This window comes from Curtobacterium sp. L1-20, from assembly GCF_048755855.1.
Taxonomy (GTDB): domain Bacteria; phylum Actinomycetota; class Actinomycetes; order Actinomycetales; family Microbacteriaceae; genus Curtobacterium.
Window position 1 is genome coordinate 2,073,625 of the sequence record NZ_CP151473.1, and the last position, 23,154, is coordinate 2,096,778.

Here is a 23,154-nt window from a genome sequence, read left to right on the forward strand (position 1 = left end):
ACACCCCACCTCACGACGAAAGTGCGACACCATGCAGAACACGCAGCGCCCCTCCGGGATGCCGATCCACAAGTACGTCCCCTTCCACGAGCAGATCCGCGTCGAGCTGCCGGACCGGACGTGGCCGACGAAGCGCATCGAGCAGGCACCGCGCTGGTGTGCCGTCGACCTGCGTGACGGCAACCAGGCGCTCATCGACCCGATGGACTCCGAGCGCAAGCGCGCCATGTTCGACCTCCTGGTGCGGATGGGCTACAAGGAGATCGAGGTCGGGTTCCCGAGTGCGTCGCAGACCGACTTCGACTTCGTCCGCTCGCTCATCGACGACGGCGCCATCCCGGACGACGTCACCATCCAGGTGCTGACCCAGGCGCGCGAGCACCTGATCAACCGCACGTACGAGGCGATCGACGGCGCGAAGCAGGCCATCGTCCACCTCTACAACTCGACGTCGATCGTGCAGCGCGAGGTGGTCTTCCGGACCGACGTGCAGGGCGTCGTCGACATCGCGGTCGCGGGCGCGAAGCTGTGTCGTGCGGCCGAGGCGAACCTGCAGCACGACACCACGGTGTTCTACGAGTACTCGCCGGAGTCCTACACGGGCACGGAGCTCGAGGTCGCCGTCGAGATCTGCAACGCCGTGCTCGAGGTCTTCGAACCGACGCCCGAGCGCAAGGTCATCATCAACCTGCCGGCGACCGTCGAGATGGCCACGCCGAACGTGTACGCCGACTCGATCGAGTGGATGTCCCGGCACCTCGCGCACCGGCAGGACGTCATCCTGTCGCTGCACCCGCACAACGACCGCGGCACCGCCGTCGCCGCCGCCGAGCTCGGGTACATGGCCGGTGCCGACCGCATCGAGGGATGCCTGTTCGGCAACGGGGAGCGCACGGGCAACGTCGACCTCGTCGCCCTCGGCATGAACCTGTTCACGCAGGGCATCGACCCCGAGATCGACTTCTCGGACATCGACCAGGTCAAGCGCACGGTCGAGTACTGCAACCAGCTGCCCGTACCGGAGCGGCAGCCGTGGGCGGGCGACCTCGTCTACACGGCCTTCAGCGGCTCCCACCAGGACGCCATCAAGAAGGGCTTCGACGCGATGCAGGCGAAGGCCGACGCCGCGGGGAAGCCCATCGACGAAATCGCCTGGGCCGTGCCGTACCTGCCCGTCGACCCGAAGGACATCGGCCGTTCCTACGAGGCCGTCATCCGCGTCAACTCGCAGTCCGGCAAGGGTGGGGTCGCCTACCTGCTGAAGACCGACCACGCCATCGACCTGCCCCGCAAGCTGCAGATCGAGTTCTCGGGTGTGGTGCAGCAGCGCACCGACGCCGAGGGCGGCGAGTTCTCCTCGGAGCGGATCTGGGACCTGTTCCGCGACGAGTACCTGCCCGCCACGGACGAGTCGGACAAGTGGGGCCGCTACGAGATCACGAAGACGGCGACGTCGAGCGACTTCGACGGCACGACGAAGCTCTCGGTCGCGATGCGCGTCGACGACGGCTCGGTCGACGCCGACGCCGTGGGGACCGGTCCGATCGACGCGTTCCTCTCGGTCATGCGCGAGCAGGGCGTGGACGTCACGCTCTACGACTACTCGGAGCACACGATGAGCGCCTCCGGTGACGCCAAGGCCGCCTCGTACGTCGAGCTCGACGTCGACGGCGTGCGGCTGTGGGGCGTCGGGATCGACGCCGACATCGCGACGGCGTCGCTCAAGGCGATCGTCTCGGCGGTCAACCGCGCGGTGCGCGCCGGCGCCGCGTCCGGCACGCCGGAGCTCGTCTCGGCGTAGCAGGCTCCACGGGTCCGGTCGCGCTCTGGACGTGACCCGGCCGGGAGGCGCGGTGCGCGTCCGACGCCCACCGCGCCTCCCGTCGGTCGTCCGGCCGCGCGCGATCCTGCCGGACGCTCGCCCAGGCGCGCGCGGCGGCGCGGGGTGTCGGTACAGCGGGGGATACTGGGTGGATGCCGTTGTACCGGGACGAGTGCGTCGTGTTGCGCACCCACAAGCTCGGGGAAGCGGACCGCATCGTCACGATGCTCAGCCGGCAGCACGGCAAGATCCGCGCCGTCGCGAAGGGCGTCCGCCGGACGGCGTCGAAGTTCGGCTCCCGCCTCGAGCCCTTCATGGTCGTCGACGCGCAGTTCTACGAGGGCCGGTCGCTCGACATCGTCACCCAGGCCGAGTCCCTCGGGTCGTACGGCGCGCAGATCGTCGCGGACTACGGCGCCTACACGGCCGCCAGCGCCATGGTCGAGACCGCCGACCGGCTGAGCGAGGCGGACGCGGGGCTGCAGCAGTACCTGCTCCTGGTGGGCGCCCTGCGGTCCCTGTCCCGCGGCGAGCACGTGTCGAGCGCCACCCTCGACTCCTACCTGCTGCGTGCCATGAGCATCGCCGGGTGGGCGCCGTCGTTCCAGGACTGCGCGGTGACGGGAGAGCCCGGGCCGCACTCCGCCTTCGTCGTCCAGCTCGGTGGGGTCGTCGCCGACCGGGCCGCTCCACCCGGGACGCCCCGCCTCGACCCGGCGACGCTGCACCTGCTCGGGTCGTTGCTGGCGGGGGACTGGAGCGTGGTCGACGCCGCCGACGAACGGACCCGTTCCCGGGCGTCCGGCGTGGTCGCGGCCTACGCCCAGTGGCACCTGGAACGATCGCTCCGGTCGTTGCCGCACGTCGACCGCACCGAGCACCCCGCGACGGTCGCACCCACCCCCGGGGGCGTCCCCGCCGCGGTGGCCGCGACGCCCGCGCCCGCCGTGCCGGTGGTCACCGCCGACGTCGAGGGACCGTCCCCGCACCCGTCCGAGCCCGAAGGAACCCCTGCATGAGCCCGCGCGCCTCCCGTCGGTCCGCCGCGTCCGAGCCGCTCCGGCCCGTCGACTGGACGGGGGAGCAGCCTCCGGCCATCCCGCAGCAGTTCGTGCCCCGGCACGTCGCGATCGTCATGGACGGCAACGGTCGGTGGGCGAACGCCCGCGGGCTGACCCGGATCGAGGGACACCGGATGGGCGAGGCCTCGCTCCTCGACGTCGTCGCCGGGGCCGTCCAGATCGGCGTGCAGCACGTGTCGGCGTACGCGTTCTCGACGGAGAACTGGAAGCGCTCGCCCGACGAGGTCCGGTTCCTCATGGGCTTCAACCGTGACGTCATCCGTCGGCGCCGCGACCAGCTGCACGAGTGGGGTGTGCGGGTGCGGTGGGCCGGACGGCGCCCGCGGCTGTGGCGCAGCGTCATCGACGAGCTCGAGACCGCGGAGCGGATGACCGCCGACAACGACGTGTGCACGCTGACGATGTGCGTGAACTACGGCGGCCGGAACGAGATCGTCGACGCCGTGCGGAGCCTGGCCGAGGACGTCGCCGCGGGACGCCTCACGCCGAACCAGGTGACCGAGAAGGCCCTCGCGAAGCGGCTGTACGTGCCCGAGCTGCCCGACGTCGACCTGTTCCTCCGGAGCTCGGGGGAGCAGCGCACCTCGAACTTCATGCTCTGGCAGTCCGCCTACGCCGAGATGGTGTTCCTCGACCGGCTCTGGCCCGACTTCCGGCGCACCGACCTGTGGGGAGCGATCGAGCAGTACGCGCGCCGCGACCGACGCTTCGGCGGGGCGGTGGACGCGCCCACGGCCTGACGGGCCGTCGGTTCTCCACGGGCGTCGAGCCGCGCCTCGCGTCCGGCCGGAACGCCGGTACGCTTGCCCGGTACGTTTCCGCACCGAGCACCCAGCTCGGCGATCCCTGGAGCTCCTCTTGGCACAGTCCTCCCGTCTCGACAGCGTCATCGCCCTGGCCAAGGGCCGTGGCTTCGTGTTCCAGTCGGGGGAGATCTACGGCGGATCCCGCTCCGCGTGGGACTACGGGCCCCTCGGTGTCGAGCTCAAGGAGAACATCAAGCGGCAGTGGTGGCAGCGGTTCGTCCGCGGCCGCGGTGACATGGTCGGCCTCGACTCGGCCGTGATCCTGCCGCGCAAGGTGTGGGAGGCCTCCGGGCACGTCGCGACCTTCACCGACCCGCTGGTGGAGTGCCTGCACTGCCACCACCGCTTCCGCGAGGACCACCTCATCGAGGCGTTCGAGGCGAAGAAGAACCGTGCGCCCGAGGGCGGCATGGCCGAGATCGCCTGCCCGAACTGCGGTACCCGTGGCCAGTGGACCGAGCCGCGTGAGTTCTCCGGCATGCTCAAGACGTACCTCGGTCCGGTCGAGTCCGAGGAAGGCCTGAACTTCCTCCGCCCCGAGACCGCCCAGGGCATCTTCGTCGACTTCGCCCAGGTCGTCACGACGAGCCGCATGAAGCCGCCGTTCGGCATCGGCCAGGTCGGCAAGGCCTTCCGCAACGAGATCACGCCCGGCAACTTCATCTTCCGCACGCGCGAGTTCGAGCAGATGGAGATCGAGTACTTCGTGCCGCCGGCCACCGCGCAGGAGCACTACGAGCAGTGGATCGCGGACGCGGTTGCCTTCTTCACCGACCTCGGCATCGACCCGGAGAACCTCCGCCGCTTCGACGTGCCGGACGGGGAGCGCGCGCACTACTCCGACGCGACCGCCGACATCGAGTACCGCTTCGGCTTCGCCGGCACCGAGTGGGGCGAGCTCATGGGTGTCGCCAACCGCACGGACTTCGACCTCAACAACCACATCGAGTCCTCCGGCAAGGACCTCCGGTTCTTCGACCAGGCCGCCAACGAGAAGTACGTGCCGTACGTCATCGAGCCGTCGTTCGGTCTCACGCGTGCGCTCATGGCGTTCCTGTTGGACGCCTACCACGAGGACGAGGCCCCGAACGCGAAGGGCGGCGTCGACAAGCGCACCGTCCTGCGGCTCGACCCGCGCCTCGCGCCGGTGAAGGCCGCGGTGCTGCCGCTGTCCCGCAACGAGCAGCTGTCCCCGGTGGCCCGCGGCCTCGCCGACGACCTGCGGAAGTACTGGAACGTCGACTTCGACGACGCCGGTGCGATCGGGCGCCGCTACCGTCGCCACGACGAGATCGGGACGCCGTTCTGCATCACCGTGGACTTCGACACGCTCGAGGACAAGGCGGTCACGGTGCGCGAGCGCGACACGATGTCGCAGGAGCGCGTGGCGCTCGACCAGCTGCAGGGGTACCTCGCGCAGCGGCTGCTCGGCGCCTAGCCGCCGGTCGCTGCCGAACCACGGAACCGACATCGAACCACGGCATCGGCCTGGTTCGATGTCGGTTCGCTGGTTTGATCCTCGCGGGGCCCGGCGCCCGACGCGCGGCGCACAGCGCCCCACGCCGGAATAGGTGCGCGCACGCCCGCATTGCACCGAGCGTGAACGACACCACCCGCAACGACACCGTGAAGGTCGACGTCTGGTCCGACATCGCCTGCCCCTGGTGCTACATCGGCAAGCGCAAGTTCGAAGCCGGCGTCGCCGCCTTCGCCGCGACCGACTCCGCCCGGCCCGTCGAGGTCGAGTACCACTCCTTCGAGCTCAGCCCGGACACCCCGGTGGACTTCGAGGGCTCCGAGGCCGAGTTCCTCGCACAGCACCGAGGCCTGCCCGTGCAGCAGGCCCAGCAGATGATCGACCAGGTCGCCGGCATCGCCGCCCAGGTCGGCCTGCAGTACGACTACGACGCCCTGCACCACACCAACACCGTGAAGGCGCACCAGGTCATCCACCTGGCAAAGCAGCAGGGCAAGCAGCTGGAGATGGTCGAGCGGCTCTTCGCCGCCTACTTCGAACGCGGTGAACACGTCGGGCAGGACGCCTCGCTGGCGGACCTCGCCGCCGAGGTGGGGCTCGACCGCGACGAGGTCCTCACCACCCTGCGTGACGACGCCCAGCTCGCAGCGGTCCGCGCCGACCAGGCGCAGGCACAGCAGTACGGCATCAACGGCGTCCCGTTCTTCGTCATCGACGGCAAGTACGGCGTCTCGGGCGCGCAGGACCCCTCGGCGTTCGAGCAGGTGCTCACCCAGGTCGTCGCACTGCGCGAGACGACGCCGGCGGAACTCGCCGACGCCGAGCAGCGCGCCGCCGAGGACGCGGCAGCCGATGCGGAGGCGACCCGATGACGGACCTGCGCGTGGACGCGGCGGGTGCACCGCGCCTCCGGACGGTCGGACAGGAGGCGCGACCCGCCCTGCTCACGCTGGTCACGCCCGGCGTCGCGCCGATCTGCGAGGGCGACTCCTGTCTCGTGGACAGTGCGGTCGTCGTGCCCGGGGCAGAGGGCGACTGGACCGAGGTGCCCGACTGAGGGTCCTAGCGCGCGGGTTCCTCGTCGGTGATGTCGGCGACCGTCGCGCCGTAGGCGGCGACGAGCTCGTCGGCGTCGACGAACGCGCTCGCTCCCTGGCGTCCGGAGCCGAGCGCGACACGGCGGCCGAGGATGCGCTCGTCGGCGTACACCGGCAGGTCACCGGTCGCGCCGATCGGGGTGATCGTGCCGCGCTCGTAGCCGGACGCCTCGAGCGCGGTGGCGGCATCGGGCATCGACAGCTTGTTGACGCCGACGACCGTGCGGAGCTTCTTCCACGCGATGCTGCGGCCGCCGGGCACGAGGGCGAGCAGGAAACCGCCGTCGTGGCGCTTCACCACGAGGGTCTTCACGATGTCGCCCGGTTCGAGGCCGAGGAGCGCGGCGGCCTCGGCGAGGGAGTCCGCCGCCGGGCGCTGGAGCACCTCGACCTGCAGGCCGCGGGCGGCGGCGTCGGCGTCGAAGCGGGTGATGGCGTCGGTCGTCATGTGGAGAACGCTACCGGCGCACACCGACGTGGGAAGATGGGTCAGGTATGACGATCACACAAGCCCCCCGGAAGCCTCTGCGCATCGGCCCGATCGAGGTCGACGTGCCCGTCGTGCTCGCGCCGATGGCCGGCATCACGAACATGGCGTACCGACGACTCTGCCGCGAGTACGGGGCCGGGCTGTACGTCTGCGAGATGATCACCTCGCGCGCGCTCGTCGAACGGACCCCGGTGTCGATGCAGCTCATCCAGCACCACGAGTCGGAGACCCCGCGGTCGATCCAGCTCTACGGCGTCGAGCCGAACACCGTGGCCGAGGCAGCGACGATCCTCGTCTCCGAGGACCGTGCCGACCACATCGACCTCAACTTCGGCTGCCCGGTGCCGAAGGTCACGCGCAAGGGCGGCGGGGCGGCGCTGCCGTGGAAGCTCGACCTGTTCCGCGAGCTCGTCACGAAGACGGTGCGCGCGGCCGGCGACGTCCCGGTCACGGTGAAGATGCGCAAGGGCATCGACTCCGACCACCTCACCTACCTCGACGCCGCCCGCATCGCGCGTGACGCCGGGGTCGCCGCGGTCTCGCTGCACGCCCGCACCGCGAACGAGCACTACTCCGGGCACGCCGACTGGTCGGCGATCGCCACCCTGAAGGAGACCGTCACCGACATCCCGATCCTCGGCAACGGGGACATCTGGTCGGCCGCCGACGCGCTCCGCATGGTCGACGAGACCGGCGCCGACGGCGTCGTCGTCGGCCGGGGCTGCCTCGGCCGCCCGTGGTTGTTCGGTGACCTCGCGGCGGCGTTCCGTGGCGAGGGGCTCCGGTACATGCCGTCGCTCGGCGAGGTCGCGGACGGCTTCCGTCGGCACGCCGAACTGCTGGTCGAGTTCTTCGGGTCCGAAGACCACGGCTGCCGTGACATCCGGAAGCACGTCGCCTGGTACTTCAAGGGGTACCCGATCGGCAGCGACGTCCGATCCGGTCTGGCGACGGCCTCGAGCCTGCAGGAGATCGACGACCTCCTCGCGCAGCTCGACCACGCGGCGCCCTACCCGGGCGCCGATGCCGAGGGGCCGCGCGGTCGTGCCGGGCACCCGAAGCGCACCGCGCTGCCCGACCGCTGGCTCGAGTCGCGCGACGTCGACGGCGAGTTCCGCAAGGTCCTCGCTGCTGCCGAGCTGCACCACAGCGGCGGATGAGCGCCACCTCGTCGTACGGGCCCGCCGACGCCGAACGCTGGTTGCCCGAGACGCACGGCAACCGCCGCTCCGACTTCGCCCGCGACCGCGCCCGCCTCCTGCACTCCAGCGCGCTCCGTCGGCTCGCCGCGAAGACGCAGGTGCTCAGCCCGACCGCCGGGCTCGACTTCGCCCGCAACCGGCTCACCCACTCGCTCGAGGTCGCCCAGGTCGGCCGCGAACTGGCCGACTCGCTCGGGCTCGACCCCGACGTCGTCGACACCGCCTGCCTCGCCCACGACATCGGGCACCCGCCGTTCGGGCACAACGGGGAGACCGCGGTGAACGCCTGGGCGGCCGACATCGGCGGCTTCGAGGGGAACGCGCAGACGCTCCGACTCCTCACGCGGCTCGAGCCGAAGGTCTACGGCCCGCGGTCCGGCGCCTCCGGGGACCGCCCCTACGGGCTCAACCTCACGCGCGCGTCGTTGGACGCCAGTTGCAAGTACCCCTGGCCGGCGGCGCAGGGCGTGTCCGAGGCGTCGTCGGGTCGCACGAAGTTCGGCTTCTACGACGACGACCACGACGCGTTCGAGTGGCTCCGCGCAGGTGCTCCCCGTCGGCAGCGGTGCATCGAGGCGCAGGTGATGGACCTCTCCGACGACATCGCGTACTCCGTGCACGACTTCGAGGACGCCGTCGTCGCCGGCTTCATCGACGTCGCCGCGCTCGGGGACCGCGTCGGCGAGAACGACATCGTGTCCGCGATGCACGCGTGGGTCGGGTCGGACCTCAGTCGCGACGAGCTGCTCGAGGCGTTCGACCGGCTGCGGTCGCTGCCGCTGTGGATGACCGCGTACGACGGCTCCCGACAGGACGCCGCACGGCTCAAGAACCTCACCTCGCAGCTCATCGGCCGGTTCGCCCGCACGGCGACCACCGCGACGCGCGAGTCGTACGCGTCCGGTTCGCTCGTGCGCTTCGCGGCGTCGGTCGTGACCCCGCCGGAGATCATCGGCGAGATCGCGGTCCTCAAGGGCATCGTCGCGGCGTTCGTGATGACGCACGGCGACCGCCAGCCCGTCTACGAGGAACAGCGGCGGATCCTCACCGAGCTGCTCGACGCCCTCGCGGCCAGCGGCAGCGCCGACCTCGAACCCGGCTTCGCGGCCGACTGGCGCGATGCCGGCGACGACGCCGGACGCCTGCGCGCCGTGGTCGACCAGGTCGCGAGCCTGACGGACCAGGGGGCGCTCGCGTGGCACAAGCGGCTCGTCGCGGGCGAGCGCGAGGCCGTGCACATCCCGGTCTGACCGGACCGTCGTGGCACCGCAGCCGTCGCTCCGGGCAGCACCGCGTGCCGTGGACCCGGCCGTGCCGTCGGGCGCCCGTCCGTCGCGGGCGCACGCCGCGCCTCCAGGCTGTGCACAGGGCCGACGACGGTCGGGTGGTGTCGCTCCCACGAACTAGGATCGAGGGGTGGCTGGCAGGATCGCGCGGAACGACATCGACGAGGTCCGCGCGCGCGTCAACATCGCTGACGTGGTGGGCGACCACGTCACCCTGAAGTCCGCCGGGGTCGGCTCGCTGAAGGGGCTCTGCCCGTTCCACGACGAGCGGTCGCCCTCGTTCCACGTGCGTCCGCAGGTCGGCCGGTACCACTGCTTCGGCTGCGGCGAGGACGGCGACGTCTTCGAGTTCGTGATCAAGCAGGACCACACGACCTTCCAGGAAGCCGTCGAGCGGATGGCCGCCAAGATCGGCTACACGCTCCACTACGAAGAGGGCGACGGCCCCCGCACCGACTACAACCAGCGTGCTCGGCTGATCGCCGTGAACGAGGCGGCCCTGGTCTTCTACCAGTCGCAGCTCACGACCGCCGCCGCCGAGCCCGCCCGCCGGTTCCTGGGGGAGCGCGGCTTCGATCCCGCCGCCGCCCAGCACTTCGGCGTGGGCTTCGCGCCGCAGTCGTACGACGCCACGCGCGAGCACCTCCGCAGCCGCGGGTTCTCGATGGACGAGATCCTCGCCGCCGGGCTCGCCGGGCAGGGCGACCGCTCCCCGTACGACCGGTTCCGCGGGCGTCTGGTCTGGCCCATCCGCGACGTCACCGGGGCGACGATCGGGTTCGGCGCGCGCCGGCTGCTCGACGACGACAAGGGCCCGAAGTACCTCAACACGCCGGAGACCCCGATCTACCACAAGAGCCAGGTGCTCTACGGGCTCGACCTCGCCCGCCGTGACATCGCCAAGGGCAAGCAGGTCGTCATCGTCGAGGGCTACACCGACGTCATGGCCTGCCACCTCGCCGGCATCACGACCGCTGTCGCCACGTGCGGCACGTCGTTCGGGGTCGACCACATCAAGGTCCTCCGCCCGATGCTGGGTGACCTGGCCGGGGCCGACCCGAACGCCAACGGCGAGGTCGTCTTCACCTTCGACCCGGACGAGGCCGGACAGCGCGCGGCGTCCCGTGCCTTCGCCGAGGAGCAGCGGTTCGCCGCCCAGACCTACGTCGCGGTGGCACCCGGTGGCCTCGACCCGTGCGACCTCCGGCTGGCCCGCGGAGACGACGCGATCCGACGTCTCGTCGCGAGCAAGCGCCCGATGTTCGAGTTCATGATCCGGCGCGGGCTCGACGGCCACGACCTCGAGACCGTCGAGGGACGGGTCAGTGCGCTCCGCGCCGCGGCCCCGGTGCTCGCCGGCATCCGCGACCGTTCGCTCACGCAGGGCTACGTCCGCGAGCTCGCCGGCTGGCTGGGCATGGACATCCCCGACGTCCGTCGCGCCGTCGAGTCCGCACGACAGCGCGCCGGGTCGCGTGGCGACGACCGCCGCACCGGAGGCACGGTGCCGGTCGGGCAGGCCGGTCCCGGGGGCGAGCTGGTCGCCCCGCCGGAGGAACCGATCGCCGGTCTCCGGCTCCTGCCGAACGACCCGATCACCCGCATGGAGCGCGACGCCGTGATGGCGATGGTGCAGCAGCCCGGCCACGTGGGCGTGCCGCTCCTCGGACTCGCGGCGTCGGCGACGTTCTCGGCGCCGATGCTCTCGGTCGTGCGGGACGCCGTCGTCGCGAACGTCGACGCGGTCGGGGCGGGGGACTGGCTGGACCGGCTGCTGCAGGACGTCCCCGCACCGTTCCGGGGCCTGGTGCAGGAGCTCGCGCTCGCGCCGATCCCGGCCCGCACCGACGAGGACCTCGCGCTCTACGCCCGGAGCATCGTCGTCGCGCTGGTCGAGCGCGACCTGCTCGCCCGCAAGGCGTCGCTCCTCGGGCAGTTGCAGCGGGCCGACCCCCACCAGCAGGCCGACCGGCGCGCGGAGCTCCAGCGGCAGCTCGTCGACATCGACGCGCAGCGGTTGCGGCTCCGCGCCGACGCCGAGGCGGCTTCCGGCGCGTAGAGGTGCCGGACACCGCGTCCCGTCCGGCAGTCCGGGCGTCCGGGGTCGGCGGGCGCGCGCTCGCGGGCGCGCGCTCGACGGACACCGCACCCAGCCCCGCACACGTTGCACCACGCAACTTTCCTGCGCGGCGCGCCGCGCACCGGCGCACGGATTCTGCGCCACACGACGCGCTCGTGCATTACAGCGGTGTAAACAAATCGCTCTGAGTTCGTTGCATTCCGTGACAGGGTGATAGCAATGAGCGTTCCTGGCCGGGCACACAGACGATCCACCCGCCGGCCGAGGAGCTCTTGCAATCATCACCGAGAGAGGCATCGGACATGGCATCCGTGACCAAGTGGGGCAAGCGCGGCATCGCGCTCGGCGCCGGGGCAGCAGCGACGGCGCTGGTGCTCACCGGCTGCGCGAGCAGCAGCGTGAGCGACACCGACCTGAACGGCCTGAGCATCGGGACGACCGACAAGATCACGTCGCTCGACCCGGCCGGCTCGTACGACAACGGCTCCTTCGCCGTGCAGAACCAGGTCTTCCCGTTCCTGATGAACACCCCCGTCGGCAGCCCGGACGTCAAGCCGGACATCGCGACCAAGGGTGCGTTCACCAACGACACCACCTACACGGTGACGCTCAAGAAGGGCCTCGAGTTCGCGAACGGGAACAAGCTCACGTCCAGCGACGTGAAGTTCTCCTTCGAGCGCGAGCTCAAGATCAACAACGAGAACGGCCCGCAGTCGCTGCTCGCCAACCTCAAGAGCATCGACACGCCGGACGACACCACCGTCGTGTTCCACCTCGACCACGCCGACCAGACCTGGCCGCAGGTGCTCTCCAGCCCGGCCGGTCCGATCGTCGACGAGCAGGTCTTCTCGGCGGACAAGCTCACCCCCGCCGCCGACATCGTCAAGGGCAAGGCGTTCGCCGGGCAGTACGAGATCACCTCGTACAAGGAGAACGACACGATCCAGTACAAGGCGAACCCGAAGTACGACGGCCTCCTCGAGAAGGCGAAGACCTCCGAGGTCACCGCCAGCTACTACACCAAGGAGACCGACCTCAAGCTCGCCGTGCAGAAGGGCGACGTCGACGTGGCGTACCGCTCGCTGACGCCGACCGACATCGCCGACCTCCGCAAGGACGACAAGGTCAAGGTCACCGACGGCCCCGGCGGCGAGATCCGCTACCTCGTCTTCAACTTCAACACGCAGCCGTTCGGTGCGAGCCAGTCCAACAAGGACGAGGCGAAGGCCCTGGCCGTGCGCCAGGCCGTCGCGGACGTCGTCGACCGCGAGAAGCTCGCGAAGGACGTCTACAACGACACCTACTCGCCGCTCTACTCGATGGTGCCGGACGGCCTCACGGGTGCCGCGAAGCCCTTCGAGAAGCTCTACGGCGACGGCAACGGCGGCGCGGACGTCGACAAGGCGAAGGAGACCCTGTCGAAGGCGGGCGTCACCGGCAAGGTGCAGCTCGACATCCAGTACGCGCCGGACCACTACGGTTCGACGTCGGACGACGAGTACGCCGAGCTCAAGACGCAGCTCGAGAACTCGGGCCTGTTCACCGTGAACATCCAGTCCACCGTCTACACGACCTACGCGCAGGAGCGCACCAAGGACGCGTACCCGGTGTACCAGCTCGGATGGTTCCCGGACTTCTCGGACGCCGACAACTACCTGTCGCCGTTCTTCACGAAGGACAACTTCGTGCAGAACCACTACGACGACCCGACGATCCAGGGCCTGATCGCCAAGGAGCAGCAGGAGTCCGACAAGGACAAGCGCGCCACCTACATCGAGCAGGCCCAGGAGCGTGAGGCGACGCAGATCTCGACGCTGCCGCTGCTGCAGGGCAAGTCCGTCGCGGTCGCGGCGAAGGACGTCAAGGGCCTGACCCTCGACTCCTCGTACAAGTTCCGCTACGCCACGCTGAGCAAGTAAGCACCAGAACCGCACCACCAGCGCGGGCCGCGGGCGTTCCCACGAGGGACGCCCGCGCGCCCGCGCTCACGCCCGGAAGGCATCCTCCCAGTGACCCTCACCACCCCCGAGGCGGTCGAGTCCGAGCCCACGAAGCCGCAGGCACAACGCGGTGCCAAGAGCGGCGGCGGGCTCGGCCGGTACATCCTCGTCCGGTTCCTCCTCATCTTCCCGACGGTGTTCATCCTCGTGACACTCGTCTTCTTCCTGATGCGCGTCATCGGGAACCCGATCACCGCCTCGGTCGGTGGTCGCCTCACCCCGGACCAGCTGCAGGAGCGCCTGCACGCCGCCGGGTACGACCGTCCGGTGTTCGTGCAGTACCTGGAGTACCTCGGCAACATCGTCCGCGGTGACTTCGGCACGACCTCCACCGACAACCGTCCGATCACCGAGGTCATCGTCACGTACGGCGGCGCGACGGCCGAGCTGGTCTTCTACGCCCTCATCGTCGCCCTCGTGCTCGGCATCCCGCTCGGCATGCTCGCCGCGTACCTGCGCGACAAGTGGCCGGACGTGCTGTTCCGCGCCCTGGCGATCCTCACGTACGCCACCCCGGTGTTCTTCGGCGGTCTGCTGCTCAAGCTCGTCTTCTCGGTCTGGCTCGGCTGGCTGCCGCTCAGCGACCGCGCCTCGACGAGGGTGTCGCTCATCCTCGACAACATCCCGGGCGCGACGGGCATCTACCTGATCGACGCGCTCCGCACCGGCAACGCGCAGGTGATCGGCGACGTGCTGTCGCACGCCGTCCTGCCCGCGCTGACGCTCGGTCTGCTCACCGCCGGCATCTTCCTGCGGCTGGTGCGCGCGAACATGATCGGTTCGCTCGGTTCCGAGTACGTCGACGCGGCCCGCTCGCGCGGCGTCCGGGAGGCGCGGCTCGTCCGGACGCACGCGTTCCGTCCGGCGCTGGTCCCGATCATCACCGTGATGGGTCTGCAGATCGCCATGCTGCTGGGCGGATCGGTCCTGACCGAGACCACCTTCGGCTGGCGCGGGCTCGGCTTCCAGCTCAACCAGTACCTGTCGGCCCGCGACTTCGTCGCCGTCCAGGGCATCGTCGCGATGCTCGCGGTCATCGTCGCGCTGACGAACTTCATCGTCGACGTCGTCGCCGCCCTGATCGACCCGAGAGTGAGGTTCTGACGATGTCCGACATCGCACTCGTCGACCGCCACGAGCCGCTCTGGAAGCGGCTCCCCGTGGTGGTCCAGCTCCGCAAGAGCACCGGCTGGCAGCGCGCCATGCTCATCGTGGGCGTGGTCATCTGCGCCCTGTACCTGATCGTCGCGATCGCGGCGCCGCTCATCGCCCCGTACGGCTTCGGCCAGCTGCAGGACGCCGCCGGTCAGGGCTTCCCGCGCACCGGTGCCCCGAGCGCCGAACACGTCTGGGGCACGACGGTCGGCGGCTTCGACGTCTTCAGTCGCGTGGTCTACGGCGCCCGCACCGCCGTCCTCGTCGTCATCGTCGCCGTGGTGGTCTCGATCATCGTCGGCGTGATCCTCGGCATGGTCTCCGGCTACATCGGCGGATGGCTCGACCGGATCCTCGTGGTGGTGGCCGACGCGATCTACGCGTTCCCGTCGCTCCTGCTCGCGATCGTGGTGTCGATCGTCATCTCCGGCGGCAACTCGAGCTACGCCGGTGGCATCATCGCCGCCGCCATCTCGATCACGGTCGTGTACGTCCCGCAGTACTTCCGGGTCGTCCGCGCCGAGGCCGTCCGGCTGAAGAACGAGGCCTTCGTCGAGTCGGCCCGCGTGCTCGGCACGAACCCGTGGCGCATCATGACGCGCCACGTCCTGCGGAACTCGACGCGGTCGCTCCCGCTGATCCTCACCCTGAACGCGAGCGACGCGATCCTGACGCTGGCGGGGCTGGGCTTCCTCGGCTTCGGCATCGGCCCGACCAGCGGCGCGGAGTGGGGCTACGACCTCAGCCGTGCCCTGTCCGACGTCGCGTCGGGCGTCTGGTGGACCGGCGTCTTCCCGGGCGTCGCCATCGTGGTGCTCGTCCTCGGCGTCACGTTCATCGGCGAGAGCCTCAACGACATCTCCGACCCGCGCCTGCGCGCCCGTCGCCGGCTGAAGCAGCTGGTGTCCACGAAGCGTCAGGCGAGCACCACGGAAGGGGCGGCCGCATGACGGACGCAACCGGTCGGCCCGGCGCATCCACGCGCCTCCAGGCCGACGACACCACGACGGAACCGGTCGCCGTCGTCGACGACCTGACCGTCACCTTCGCCACCGACGGCGGCGCCGTCGACGCGGTGAAGGGCGTCAGCATCGACGTCCGTCCGGGCGAGGTCCTCGCCCTCGTCGGCGAGTCGGGTTCCGGCAAGTCGGTGACGGCCCGGAGCATGCTCCGGCTCATGCCGGAGACCGCGACGCTCGGCGGCGCGGTCTACCTCGACGGGACCGACGTCATCAGCGTCGGCGCGCAGAAGCTCCGCGAGCTCCGCGGCACGGCCGGCGCGATGGTCTTCCAGGAGCCGTCGACCGCGCTCAACCCGGTGTTCACGGTCGGGTGGCAGATCGCCGAGGGCCTCCGGGCACACGGCGGCGTCTCCAAGAAGGAGGCCCGCGCCAAGGCGATCGACTACCTGCGCCGTGTCGGCATCCCGGACCCGGAGACGCGCGTCGACCACTACCCGCACCAGTTCTCCGGCGGGCAGAAGCAGCGCGTGGTGATCGCCAGCGCCCTGGCGCTCGAACCGAGCGTGATCATCGCCGACGAGCCGACCACGGCCCTCGACGTGACGGTGCAGGCGGAGATCCTCGACCTGCTCCGCCGCTGCCGCGACGAGTTCGGCGCCGCGATCGTGATCATCACGCACAACATGGGCGTGGTCGCCGACCTGGCGGACCGCGTCGCGGTGATGTACCAGGGCGAGGTCGTCGAGGAAGCCCCGGTCGCGCAGCTGTTCGCGTCGCCGCAGGCCGACTACACGAAGCGCCTGCTCGCCGCCGTGCCGCGGCTCGAGGCGTCGACCGGTGCAGCACGCCGCGCCGCGATCACGACGGACGTCGAGCCGCTCGTGTCGGCGAAGGGACTCGAGATCGAGTACCCGGGTCGGCTCGGGTCGGCGGCGTTCCGTGCGGTGAAGGGCGTCGACCTCGACATCCGTCCCGGCGAGGTCCTGGGCCTCGTGGGGGAGTCCGGCTCGGGCAAGACGACGATCGGCCGCGCCATCGCCGGTCTCACCAGGATCACCGGCGGCTCGCTCGACGTGCTCGGCACCGAGATGCTCGGCTACAAGGAGCGCGACTTCAAGCGGCACCGCAAGGACATCGGGTTCGTCTTCCAGGATCCGGCGACCTCGTTCAACCCGCTGCTCACCATCGCCGAGTGCGTGGCCGAGCCCCTCGTCGTGCACGGTGAGGCGTCGAGCCCGCGCGCGGCCCGGAAGCGGGTCGGCGAGCTGCTCGAGATGGTGCAGCTCCCGGCCGCGTACGGCGACCGCTACCCGCACGAGCTCTCCGGCGGACAGCGGCAGCGTGCCTCGCTCGCGCGGTCGATCGCCCTCCGGCCGAAGCTGCTCATCGCGGACGAGCCGACGAGCGCGCTCGACGTGTCGGTGCAGGCACGCGTGCTCGAGCTGTTCCTCGAGCTGCAGCAGGACCTCGGGTTCGCCTCCCTGTTCATCAGCCACGACCTCGCGGTCGTCGGCGCACTGTCCGACCGGATCGCGGTGCTCTACCGCGGCGACCTGGTCGAGACCGGCACGACCGCCGAGGTCCTCGGCGCACCGCAGCACCCGTACACGCAGCGGCTCCTCGCCTCCCTGCCGGTCCCGGACCCAGCGGAGCAGGCAGAGCGACGGCGTACGCTGGTCGCACTGGAGAACGCCGGGTCCTGACCCGACGTGACCCGCCCAGGAGGCGCGGCGTGCGTCGTCGACGCGAGCCGCGCCTCCAGGCGGTCGCCTCCACCGCACCACGCACGACGGCCGGTGCACCCGGCCCGTCGCGAACCGCCGCCAGGGGGCGGCGTGGAAGGGGACCCATGATCGCGGTGAACGGACCGGCGGTCGTCGCTGACGACGTGTCGATCGAGTACCGGAGCGGCCGCGGGACGGAGGCGATCCGCGCCGTCGACGGCGTCAGCCTGACGGTCCGCCAGGGCGAGATCCTCGCCGTGCTCGGCGAGTCCGGGTCCGGGAAGTCCACGTTCGCCGCCGCCATCGCGGGGCAGCTCGGGGTCGTGGGCGAGGGCGACGGTGCCCACCGCCGCCACATCGTCGGCGGGGAACTGACCGTCCTCGGGCAGAAGACGCGCGGGCTCCGGCCGACCTCGCGGAAGGCCGAACGCCTCACCGGCCGCATCGGGTACCTGCCGCAGGACGGCGCCGACCGGCTCAGCCCCGACCTCACGGTGGGCGAGGCGATCGCCGAGCCGATCTACGCCCGCGACCGCCGCTTCGACCGGAAGGAAGCCGGCCTCATCGTCGCCCGCCTGGTCGACGCGGTGCACCTGCCGCTCGGGGTGATGCGGCTCAACACGTGGGAGCTCTCCAGCGGCCAGCGGCAGCGCGTGGCGCTCGCCCGCGCGCTCGTGCTCGAGCCCCAGCTGCTCGTCGCCGACGAACCCGCCCGCGGGGTCGACGTCCTCGTGCGGCAGTCGGTGCTCGAGGCGCTCGCGACCCTGCAGCAGGGCCGCCAGTTCTCCGCGGTGGTCGTCTCCAGCGACCTCCGCGAGGCCCGTGCCCTCGCCGACCGGGTGGCGATCATGGCCGAGAGCCGGCTCGTCGGCCTCGGCACCTTCGACGAGGTCCTCGAGAACCCCGTCGACCCGTACGTGAAGACCCTCGCAGCGACCGCAGCGCGACCGGTGAAGCGTCGCCCCGCCGCGGCCGCCCCCGCTGCGCGACGGTCCTCGGCACCCCGCCGCCCGGTGTCCGCCGGTACCGGTCCCCGCTCGGAACGCCAGGAGAACGCATGAGCACGTCCGTCGCCAGCACCGGAGCCCGCGGGCACCGCGCCGTCGTGACCGACGCCGGAGCCCCGCTGCCGATCGACCCGCCGGCCGCCGGCCCGGTGGCGATCCTGCCGTCCTCGACGGACCTGCACGTCGCGGCCGTCACCGACGCCGGCGGCACGGTGGCCGACCTCGACGCCGACACCCGCGGGATCATCTGGCTCGACGCGCGCGACCCGTCCGGGCTCGCAGGGGCACTCGACGCCGCCCCGGGGGTCGGCTGGGTGCAGCTGCCGTTCGCCGGCGTCGACGCCTTCGCCTCGCTCATCGGTGAGCACGCCGACCGTGTGCTCTTCACCTCGGCGAAGGGCGCCTACGCGGAGCCGGTCGCCGAGCACGCCCTCGCGCTGACCCTCGGCACCCTCCGGGTCCTGCAGAAGCGCGCACGTGCACGGTCCTGGGCGACGGAGCCCGAGGGGGTCTCGTTGTACGGCCGGAACGTCGTCGTCATCGGCGCCGGCGGCATCGCCCTCGAGTACATCCGACTGCTGGCACCGTTCGAGGTCTCCGTCACGGTGGTGCGCCGGTCGTCGACGCCGGTGGAGGGCGCTGCTCGCACGGTCACGACGGACCAGCTCGACGACGTCCTGCCCGACGCCGACGTGGTGATGATCGCGGCGGCGATGACCTCCGGCACGGCGAAGCTGTTCGGCCCGCGCCAGTTCGGGCTCATGAAACCGTCGGCGCGACTCGTCAACATCGCGCGCGGGGGACTCGTGGACACGTCCGCGCTCGTGGAGGCGCTGCGGAGCGGGGAGATCGCCGCCGCCGGGCTCGACGTCACCGACCCGGAGCCCCTGCCCGACGGGCACCCGCTGTGGGACGAGCCGGGCGCAATCATCACGCCGCACCAGGCCGACACGCCGGACATGGTGGCGCCGCTCCTCGCCGAGCGGGTGCGCGTGAACACCGCGGCGTTCCTCGGTGCAGAGGGCGCGGGCTTCGTCGGCGTCGTCGACCCTGCCGCGGGGTACTGAGCGCGGCGCGCCCGGGATGCGGTGCCGATGCGCGGGGACGCTCTCAGGTGCTGCTATGCTGTTACCCGTTGTTCGCGAGTCATTCGCCAGCGGACAGTGATCCTCGATAGCTCAATTGGCAGAGCAGCCGGCTGTTAACCGGCAGGTTGTTGGTTCGAGTCCAACTCGGGGAGCGGACAGGCCCTCACCCTTCGGGGTGGGGGCCTTCGTCGTGCGGGGTGCCGGTGGGCTGCTGCTGCGTGCGCTGGGTCAGCCCTGCGGTGGCGGCGCACTCGCAGCCAGTCCGGGGACGGAAGCTGTTAGCGTTCACAGGTGATCTCCGTGCGCCGACTCCTCGCCGCGGGCGTCGTCGTCGCCGCAGCGGTCGGCCTCGCGGGGTGCACCGCCGGATCGGAGTCGGCTCCGGAGGACTCGATCGACAGCTCCGCCACGGCGGGCGTCTCGGCCACCGGCACCTCGCCGATCGTCTTCGCGTTCGTGTGTGCTGCCGGGGCGCCCGACCGCACCGAGACCTACACGACCTACTCGGCGGTGTGGGAGGACTCGCGGACCGACTGCACCGCGCAGCGCATCACCGGCACCGAGGCCTCGTCGCAGCAGCGCGACGCCGTGCTCGCAGCAGCGGGAGCCGCGACGCTGCAGGAGCTCGCCGCCGACTGCGCGGTGCGGGGGACCGGACCGTGGGTGGAGCCGGTGACCTCGTCGGAGCGCGCGCACCTCGCGGCCGGCCTGCTCCAGTACTGCCCCGGGCACCCGGAGACCGGCCACCTGCGCGACGCGGTCGCCGCCTGGCGGGGCTGAGCCGCGCCTCCAGTCCGGCCACGCAGGCCGATGAGTGGCGGCTGCTCCGCTGTCGGTGGCGCGGCCGCCGACCTCAGCCCTCGGGGTGGTCGCGTCCGGGCAGCCAGGACTTGCCCGGTCCGCCCCAGCTGTTCTTGCGGACGGCCTTCGCCACCTGCTTGCCGTACGGGTGCACGAGCCGGTCGGCGTAGAGGTACCCGTCGAGGTGGTCGTACTCGTGCTGGAAGATCCGCGCGAGCCAGCCGTGGGCCTCGACCTCGAACGGCTCGCCGTGCTCGTCCACGGCACGGAGCAGCGCGCCCTCGGAGCGGCGGAGCGGGAAGCGCTCGCCCGGGACGGAGAGGCAGCCCTCGGACTCGTCGTCCTCGTCGAGTTCCTCCACCGACTCGGGTACGGCCGGCGTCGTCCACAGGACCGGGTTCACGGCGACACCGCGGTGCAGGACCTCGTCATCGTCGGTCCATGACCAGACGAAGAGCCGCTTGCCGACGCCGACCTGGGGTCCGGCGAGCCCGACCCCGGGGGCCAGGTCCATGGTCTCGTACATGTCGGCGACGAGGGAACGGAGGTCGTCATCGAACGCGGTGACCTCGGCTGCACGCTCGTGCAGGACGGGTTCGCCGGTGATGCGGATCGGGAGAACGGCCATTCACCCAGGTTATCCGGCGGGGGACGATAGCCTCGACGCGTGACGACGGACCTCCAGCTGCCGGACGCGGTGAGCAACCTCACGCCGTTCCAGGCGCTGATGATCCCGGTCGCGCTCATCGGGGCGGTGTTCCTGTCGCTCGGTGCGCAGTTCCAGAGCCGAGGCGTGCAGCGGGTCGAGGCACGGCTGGGCCGGCAGTCGAAGGGGCTCAGTGTCCGTCACGTCGTCGGGTTGGTCTCGAGCGGGTACTGGGTGCTCGGCACCCTCATGCTCGGGATCGCGGTCGTCCTGCAGCTCGTCAGCATCACGTTCGCCCCCCTGATCGTCGTGCAGCCGCTCGGGGCCGTCGCGCTCGTCATCACGACGTGGTTCTCCTCGCGGGCGTCCGGTGTGCCGCTCGGCCGTCGTGCACGACGAGCGGTGTGGACGTGCATCATCGGCGTCGGCATCTTCGTCGGCATCGCGGCGTTCGTCGGCCACGAGAGCGCCATCACCCGGTCGCAGCTCGTGACGGTCCTGGTGATCCTGGCGATCGTCCTCGTCCTGGTGCTCGTGTCGTTCCGGTTCGTCGCGAAGCACGGCAACGCCCTCTACTACATCGTCGGTGCCGGCATCCTCTACGGGTTCGTGGCGACGCTGGCAAAGGTGACGCTGAACCGGTTCGTCAACCACACCTTCGACTGGCTCACCGTCCTGGCCATCGTCGGGGTGGTCGTCGCCGCGTCGCTGGGCGGCTACTTCGTGCAGAACGCCTACTCGAACGGCTCGGCGGACCTGGTCATCGCCGGGCTCACCGTCATCGACCCGATCGTCGCGGTGGGGATCGGCGTCATCGTCCTCGACGAGGCCTCGGGGGCGCCGTGGGGCGCGGTCGCGGGCTTCGTGGTCGCCGCCGCGATCGCCATCACCGGCGTGTTCCTGCTCGCCAAGTACCACCCGCAGACGCGGAGCTGACCTCGCCCGCGGTGGCGCCGTGCGTCGACCACCGCCCGACGACCAGCAGCTGACCGGGTCCGCCGCGAGGCGGACGCGCACGCCCGAGCACGTGCGGTAGCGTCGCAGACCGACCCGCATTCGCCCACGAGAGGACGACGCCAGCCGTGTCAGAGGACGCCACCACCGCCACCGCCGAGCCGACGGGTGCGACGGGCGGTCACCGACCGCTGCGTGTGCTCATCGCCGCGGACACCTTCGCGCCCGACGTGAACGGCGCCGCCACGTTCGCCGAGCAGCTCGCCGTCGGACTCACCGAGCGCGGGCACGAGGTGCACGTCGTGGCCCCCGCGCCGAGCCGTCACTACGGCACCTTCGAGGAGGAGCTCCACGGGGTCTCGCTCGTCGTGCACCGTCTGAAGTCGTACAAGTGGCCGCTGCACCCGTGGCTCCGCTTCGTGTGGCCCTGGAGCGTGCGGAAGTGGACGGCACCGATCCTCGACGCCGTGCAGCCCGACGTGCTCCACATCCAGTCGCACGTGGTGATCGGCCGCGGCATCGTGCACGAGGCGAAGGCCCGCGGCATCCGGGTCATCGCCACGAACCACTTCATGCCCGAGAACCTCCTCGAGTACACGCCGTTCGGCAAGTGGACGCTCCCGATCGCGCTGAAGATCGCGTGGAACGACGCCGCGAAGACCTACCGCCAGGCCGACGCCATCACGACGCCGACGAACCTGGCGGCGGACTACCTGCGCCGTGCGATCGCCGGCCAGCGGGTCCTGGCGATCTCGTGCGGCATCGATGCGTCCCGCTACGTCGCCCGGACCGGCCGACCCGTGAACAACGACATCGTCTTCGTCGGTCGCGTCGCGCCGGAGAAGAACCTCGACGTGCTGGTGCGGGCACTCGCGCTCCTGCCCGCCGACCTCGAGACGACCCTCACCATCGTCGGCGACGGCGAGATGATCCCGAAGCTCAGCACCCTCGCGAAGGAACTCGGCCTCGAGGAGCGCGTCCGCTTCCTCGGGTTCGTCTCGGACGAGGTCAAGCAGCAGGCGCTGACGAACGCGACGGTGTTCGCGATGCCGTCCACCGCGGAGCTGCAGAGCATCTCGTCGCTCGAGGGGATGGCCTCCGGGCTGCCGGTGGTCGCCGCGGACTCGATGGCGCTGCCGCACCTGATCGACGGCAACGGGTACCTCTTCCGGCCCGGGGACGTGGAGGACCTCGCGGCGAAGCTCACCGCGGTGCTGACGGCGTCGGAGGACGACTACGTCGCGATGCGCGACCGCAGCCTCGCGATGATCGAGGCACACGACATCAACCGCACGCTCTCGACGTTCGAGGCGCTGTATCGTGGGGAGTCGGTGGACTGACGGTCCCCGGCGAGGGGCGGTAGCCAAGCTGGTCAAGGCAGTCGGCTCATAACCGAACGATCCGCGGGTTCAAGTCCCGCCCGCCCCACATGTCAAAACGAGACGCGGGTCCGAGCAGCAGCAAGCCTCCGCGCC

General features: G+C 71.0%; 20 protein-coding genes and 2 tRNA genes. 20 read left to right on the forward strand and 2 right to left on the reverse strand.

Annotation, left to right across the window (positions count from 1 at the left end):
- The first annotated feature begins 31 nt into the window (after nt 1–31).
- The 6 genes from leuA (at nt 32) to AAEP86_RS11325 (ending at nt 6,244) form a co-directional block, all read left to right on the forward strand.
- On the forward strand, nt 32–1,801 hold the full coding sequence (leuA, locus tag AAEP86_RS11300; protein WP_420367431.1) for a 2-isopropylmalate synthase: 1,770 nt from the start codon (nt 32–34) through the stop codon (nt 1,799–1,801).
- 173 nt (nt 1,802–1,974) lie between these two features.
- Complete coding sequence (gene recO / locus AAEP86_RS11305) at nt 1,975–2,841, forward strand: DNA repair protein RecO (RefSeq protein WP_420367432.1); 867 nt, start codon at nt 1,975–1,977, stop codon at nt 2,839–2,841.
- Nucleotides 2,838–3,644: an isoprenyl transferase gene (locus tag AAEP86_RS11310; protein ID WP_420367433.1), complete on the forward strand. Its 807-nt coding sequence runs from the start codon at nt 2,838–2,840 to the stop codon at nt 3,642–3,644. The genes recO and AAEP86_RS11310 overlap by 4 nt, the downstream gene beginning before the upstream one ends.
- A gap of 118 nt (nt 3,645–3,762) precedes the next feature.
- Nucleotides 3,763–5,148 (forward strand): glycine--tRNA ligase, encoded by a 1,386-nt coding sequence (locus tag AAEP86_RS11315; RefSeq protein WP_420367434.1) that lies wholly within the window; start codon nt 3,763–3,765, stop codon nt 5,146–5,148.
- A 161-nt stretch (nt 5,149–5,309) separates the two neighbouring features.
- Nucleotides 5,310–6,059: a DsbA family oxidoreductase gene (locus tag AAEP86_RS11320; protein WP_420367435.1), complete on the forward strand. Its 750-nt coding sequence runs from the start codon at nt 5,310–5,312 to the stop codon at nt 6,057–6,059.
- Nucleotides 6,056–6,244 (forward strand): hypothetical protein, encoded by a 189-nt coding sequence (locus AAEP86_RS11325; RefSeq protein WP_420367436.1) that lies wholly within the window; start codon nt 6,056–6,058, stop codon nt 6,242–6,244. Before AAEP86_RS11320 ends, AAEP86_RS11325 begins: the two co-directional genes overlap by 4 nt.
- 5 nt (nt 6,245–6,249) lie before the next feature.
- On the opposite strand, the gene AAEP86_RS11330 is transcribed toward AAEP86_RS11325, so the two are convergent.
- Nucleotides 6,250–6,732 (reverse strand): aminoacyl-tRNA deacylase, encoded by a 483-nt coding sequence (locus AAEP86_RS11330; protein ID WP_420367437.1) that lies wholly within the window; start codon nt 6,730–6,732, stop codon nt 6,250–6,252.
- Between the two features lie 47 nt (nt 6,733–6,779).
- Here AAEP86_RS11330 and dusB point away from each other — a divergent pair, with 47 nt between their 5' ends.
- From dusB to AAEP86_RS11385, 11 genes are all read left to right on the forward strand, one after another.
- On the forward strand, nt 6,780–7,934 hold the full coding sequence (dusB, locus tag AAEP86_RS11335) for a tRNA dihydrouridine synthase DusB (protein WP_420367438.1): 1,155 nt from the start codon (nt 6,780–6,782) through the stop codon (nt 7,932–7,934).
- Complete coding sequence (locus AAEP86_RS11340) at nt 7,931–9,226, forward strand: deoxyguanosinetriphosphate triphosphohydrolase (RefSeq protein ID WP_420367439.1); 1,296 nt, start codon at nt 7,931–7,933, stop codon at nt 9,224–9,226. The genes dusB and AAEP86_RS11340 overlap by 4 nt, the downstream gene beginning before the upstream one ends.
- Nucleotides 9,227–9,392: 166 nt before the next feature.
- Entirely contained in the window at nt 9,393–11,321 is a 1,929-nt protein-coding gene (gene dnaG / locus AAEP86_RS11345; RefSeq protein ID WP_420367440.1) for a DNA primase, read from the forward strand.
- 323 nt (nt 11,322–11,644) lie between these two features.
- Complete coding sequence (locus AAEP86_RS11350; RefSeq protein ID WP_420367441.1) at nt 11,645–13,261, forward strand: ABC transporter substrate-binding protein; 1,617 nt, start codon at nt 11,645–11,647, stop codon at nt 13,259–13,261.
- 90 nt (nt 13,262–13,351) lie between these two features.
- On the forward strand, nt 13,352–14,446 hold the full coding sequence (locus AAEP86_RS11355; protein ID WP_420367442.1) for an ABC transporter permease: 1,095 nt from the start codon (nt 13,352–13,354) through the stop codon (nt 14,444–14,446).
- A 2-nt stretch (nt 14,447–14,448) separates the two neighbouring features.
- Complete coding sequence (locus AAEP86_RS11360; protein ID WP_420367443.1) at nt 14,449–15,447, forward strand: ABC transporter permease; 999 nt, start codon at nt 14,449–14,451, stop codon at nt 15,445–15,447.
- Complete coding sequence (locus tag AAEP86_RS11365) at nt 15,444–17,162, forward strand: ABC transporter ATP-binding protein (RefSeq protein WP_420367444.1); 1,719 nt, start codon at nt 15,444–15,446, stop codon at nt 17,160–17,162. The genes AAEP86_RS11360 and AAEP86_RS11365 overlap by 4 nt, the downstream gene beginning before the upstream one ends.
- A gap of 146 nt (nt 17,163–17,308) precedes the next feature.
- Nucleotides 17,309–18,244 carry an ATP-binding cassette domain-containing protein gene (locus AAEP86_RS11370; RefSeq protein WP_420367445.1) on the forward strand — a complete coding sequence of 312 codons (936 nt, stop codon included), beginning with the start codon at nt 17,309–17,311 and terminating at the stop codon, nt 18,242–18,244.
- Entirely contained in the window at nt 18,241–19,257 is a 1,017-nt protein-coding gene (locus AAEP86_RS11375; protein ID WP_420367446.1) for a D-isomer specific 2-hydroxyacid dehydrogenase family protein, read from the forward strand. Before AAEP86_RS11370 ends, AAEP86_RS11375 begins: the two co-directional genes overlap by 4 nt.
- A 100-nt stretch (nt 19,258–19,357) precedes the next feature.
- Nucleotides 19,358–19,430: transfer RNA gene (locus AAEP86_RS11380), tRNA-Asn, on the forward strand.
- A 139-nt stretch (nt 19,431–19,569) separates the two neighbouring features.
- Nucleotides 19,570–20,058, forward strand: a complete 489-nt coding sequence (locus AAEP86_RS11385) for a hypothetical protein (RefSeq protein WP_420367447.1) — start codon at nt 19,570–19,572, stop codon at nt 20,056–20,058.
- A gap of 73 nt (nt 20,059–20,131) precedes the next feature.
- Here the strand turns inward: AAEP86_RS11385 and def are convergent, their stop codons facing one another.
- Nucleotides 20,132–20,707 (reverse strand): peptide deformylase, encoded by a 576-nt coding sequence (def, locus tag AAEP86_RS11390; RefSeq protein WP_420367448.1) that lies wholly within the window; start codon nt 20,705–20,707, stop codon nt 20,132–20,134.
- 39 nt (nt 20,708–20,746) lie between these two features.
- Here def and AAEP86_RS11395 point away from each other — a divergent pair, with 39 nt between their 5' ends.
- The 3 genes from AAEP86_RS11395 (at nt 20,747) to AAEP86_RS11405 (ending at nt 23,107) form a co-directional block, all read left to right on the forward strand.
- Nucleotides 20,747–21,661, forward strand: coding sequence for a multidrug DMT transporter permease (locus tag AAEP86_RS11395; protein WP_420367449.1), 915 nt, complete (start codon nt 20,747–20,749; stop codon nt 21,659–21,661).
- 146 nt (nt 21,662–21,807) lie between these two features.
- On the forward strand, nt 21,808–23,019 hold the full coding sequence (locus AAEP86_RS11400) for a glycosyltransferase (protein ID WP_420367450.1): 1,212 nt from the start codon (nt 21,808–21,810) through the stop codon (nt 23,017–23,019).
- A 13-nt stretch (nt 23,020–23,032) separates the two neighbouring features.
- Nucleotides 23,033–23,107, forward strand: a tRNA-Ile gene (locus AAEP86_RS11405).
- Nucleotides 23,108–23,154: the final 47 nt, after the last annotated feature.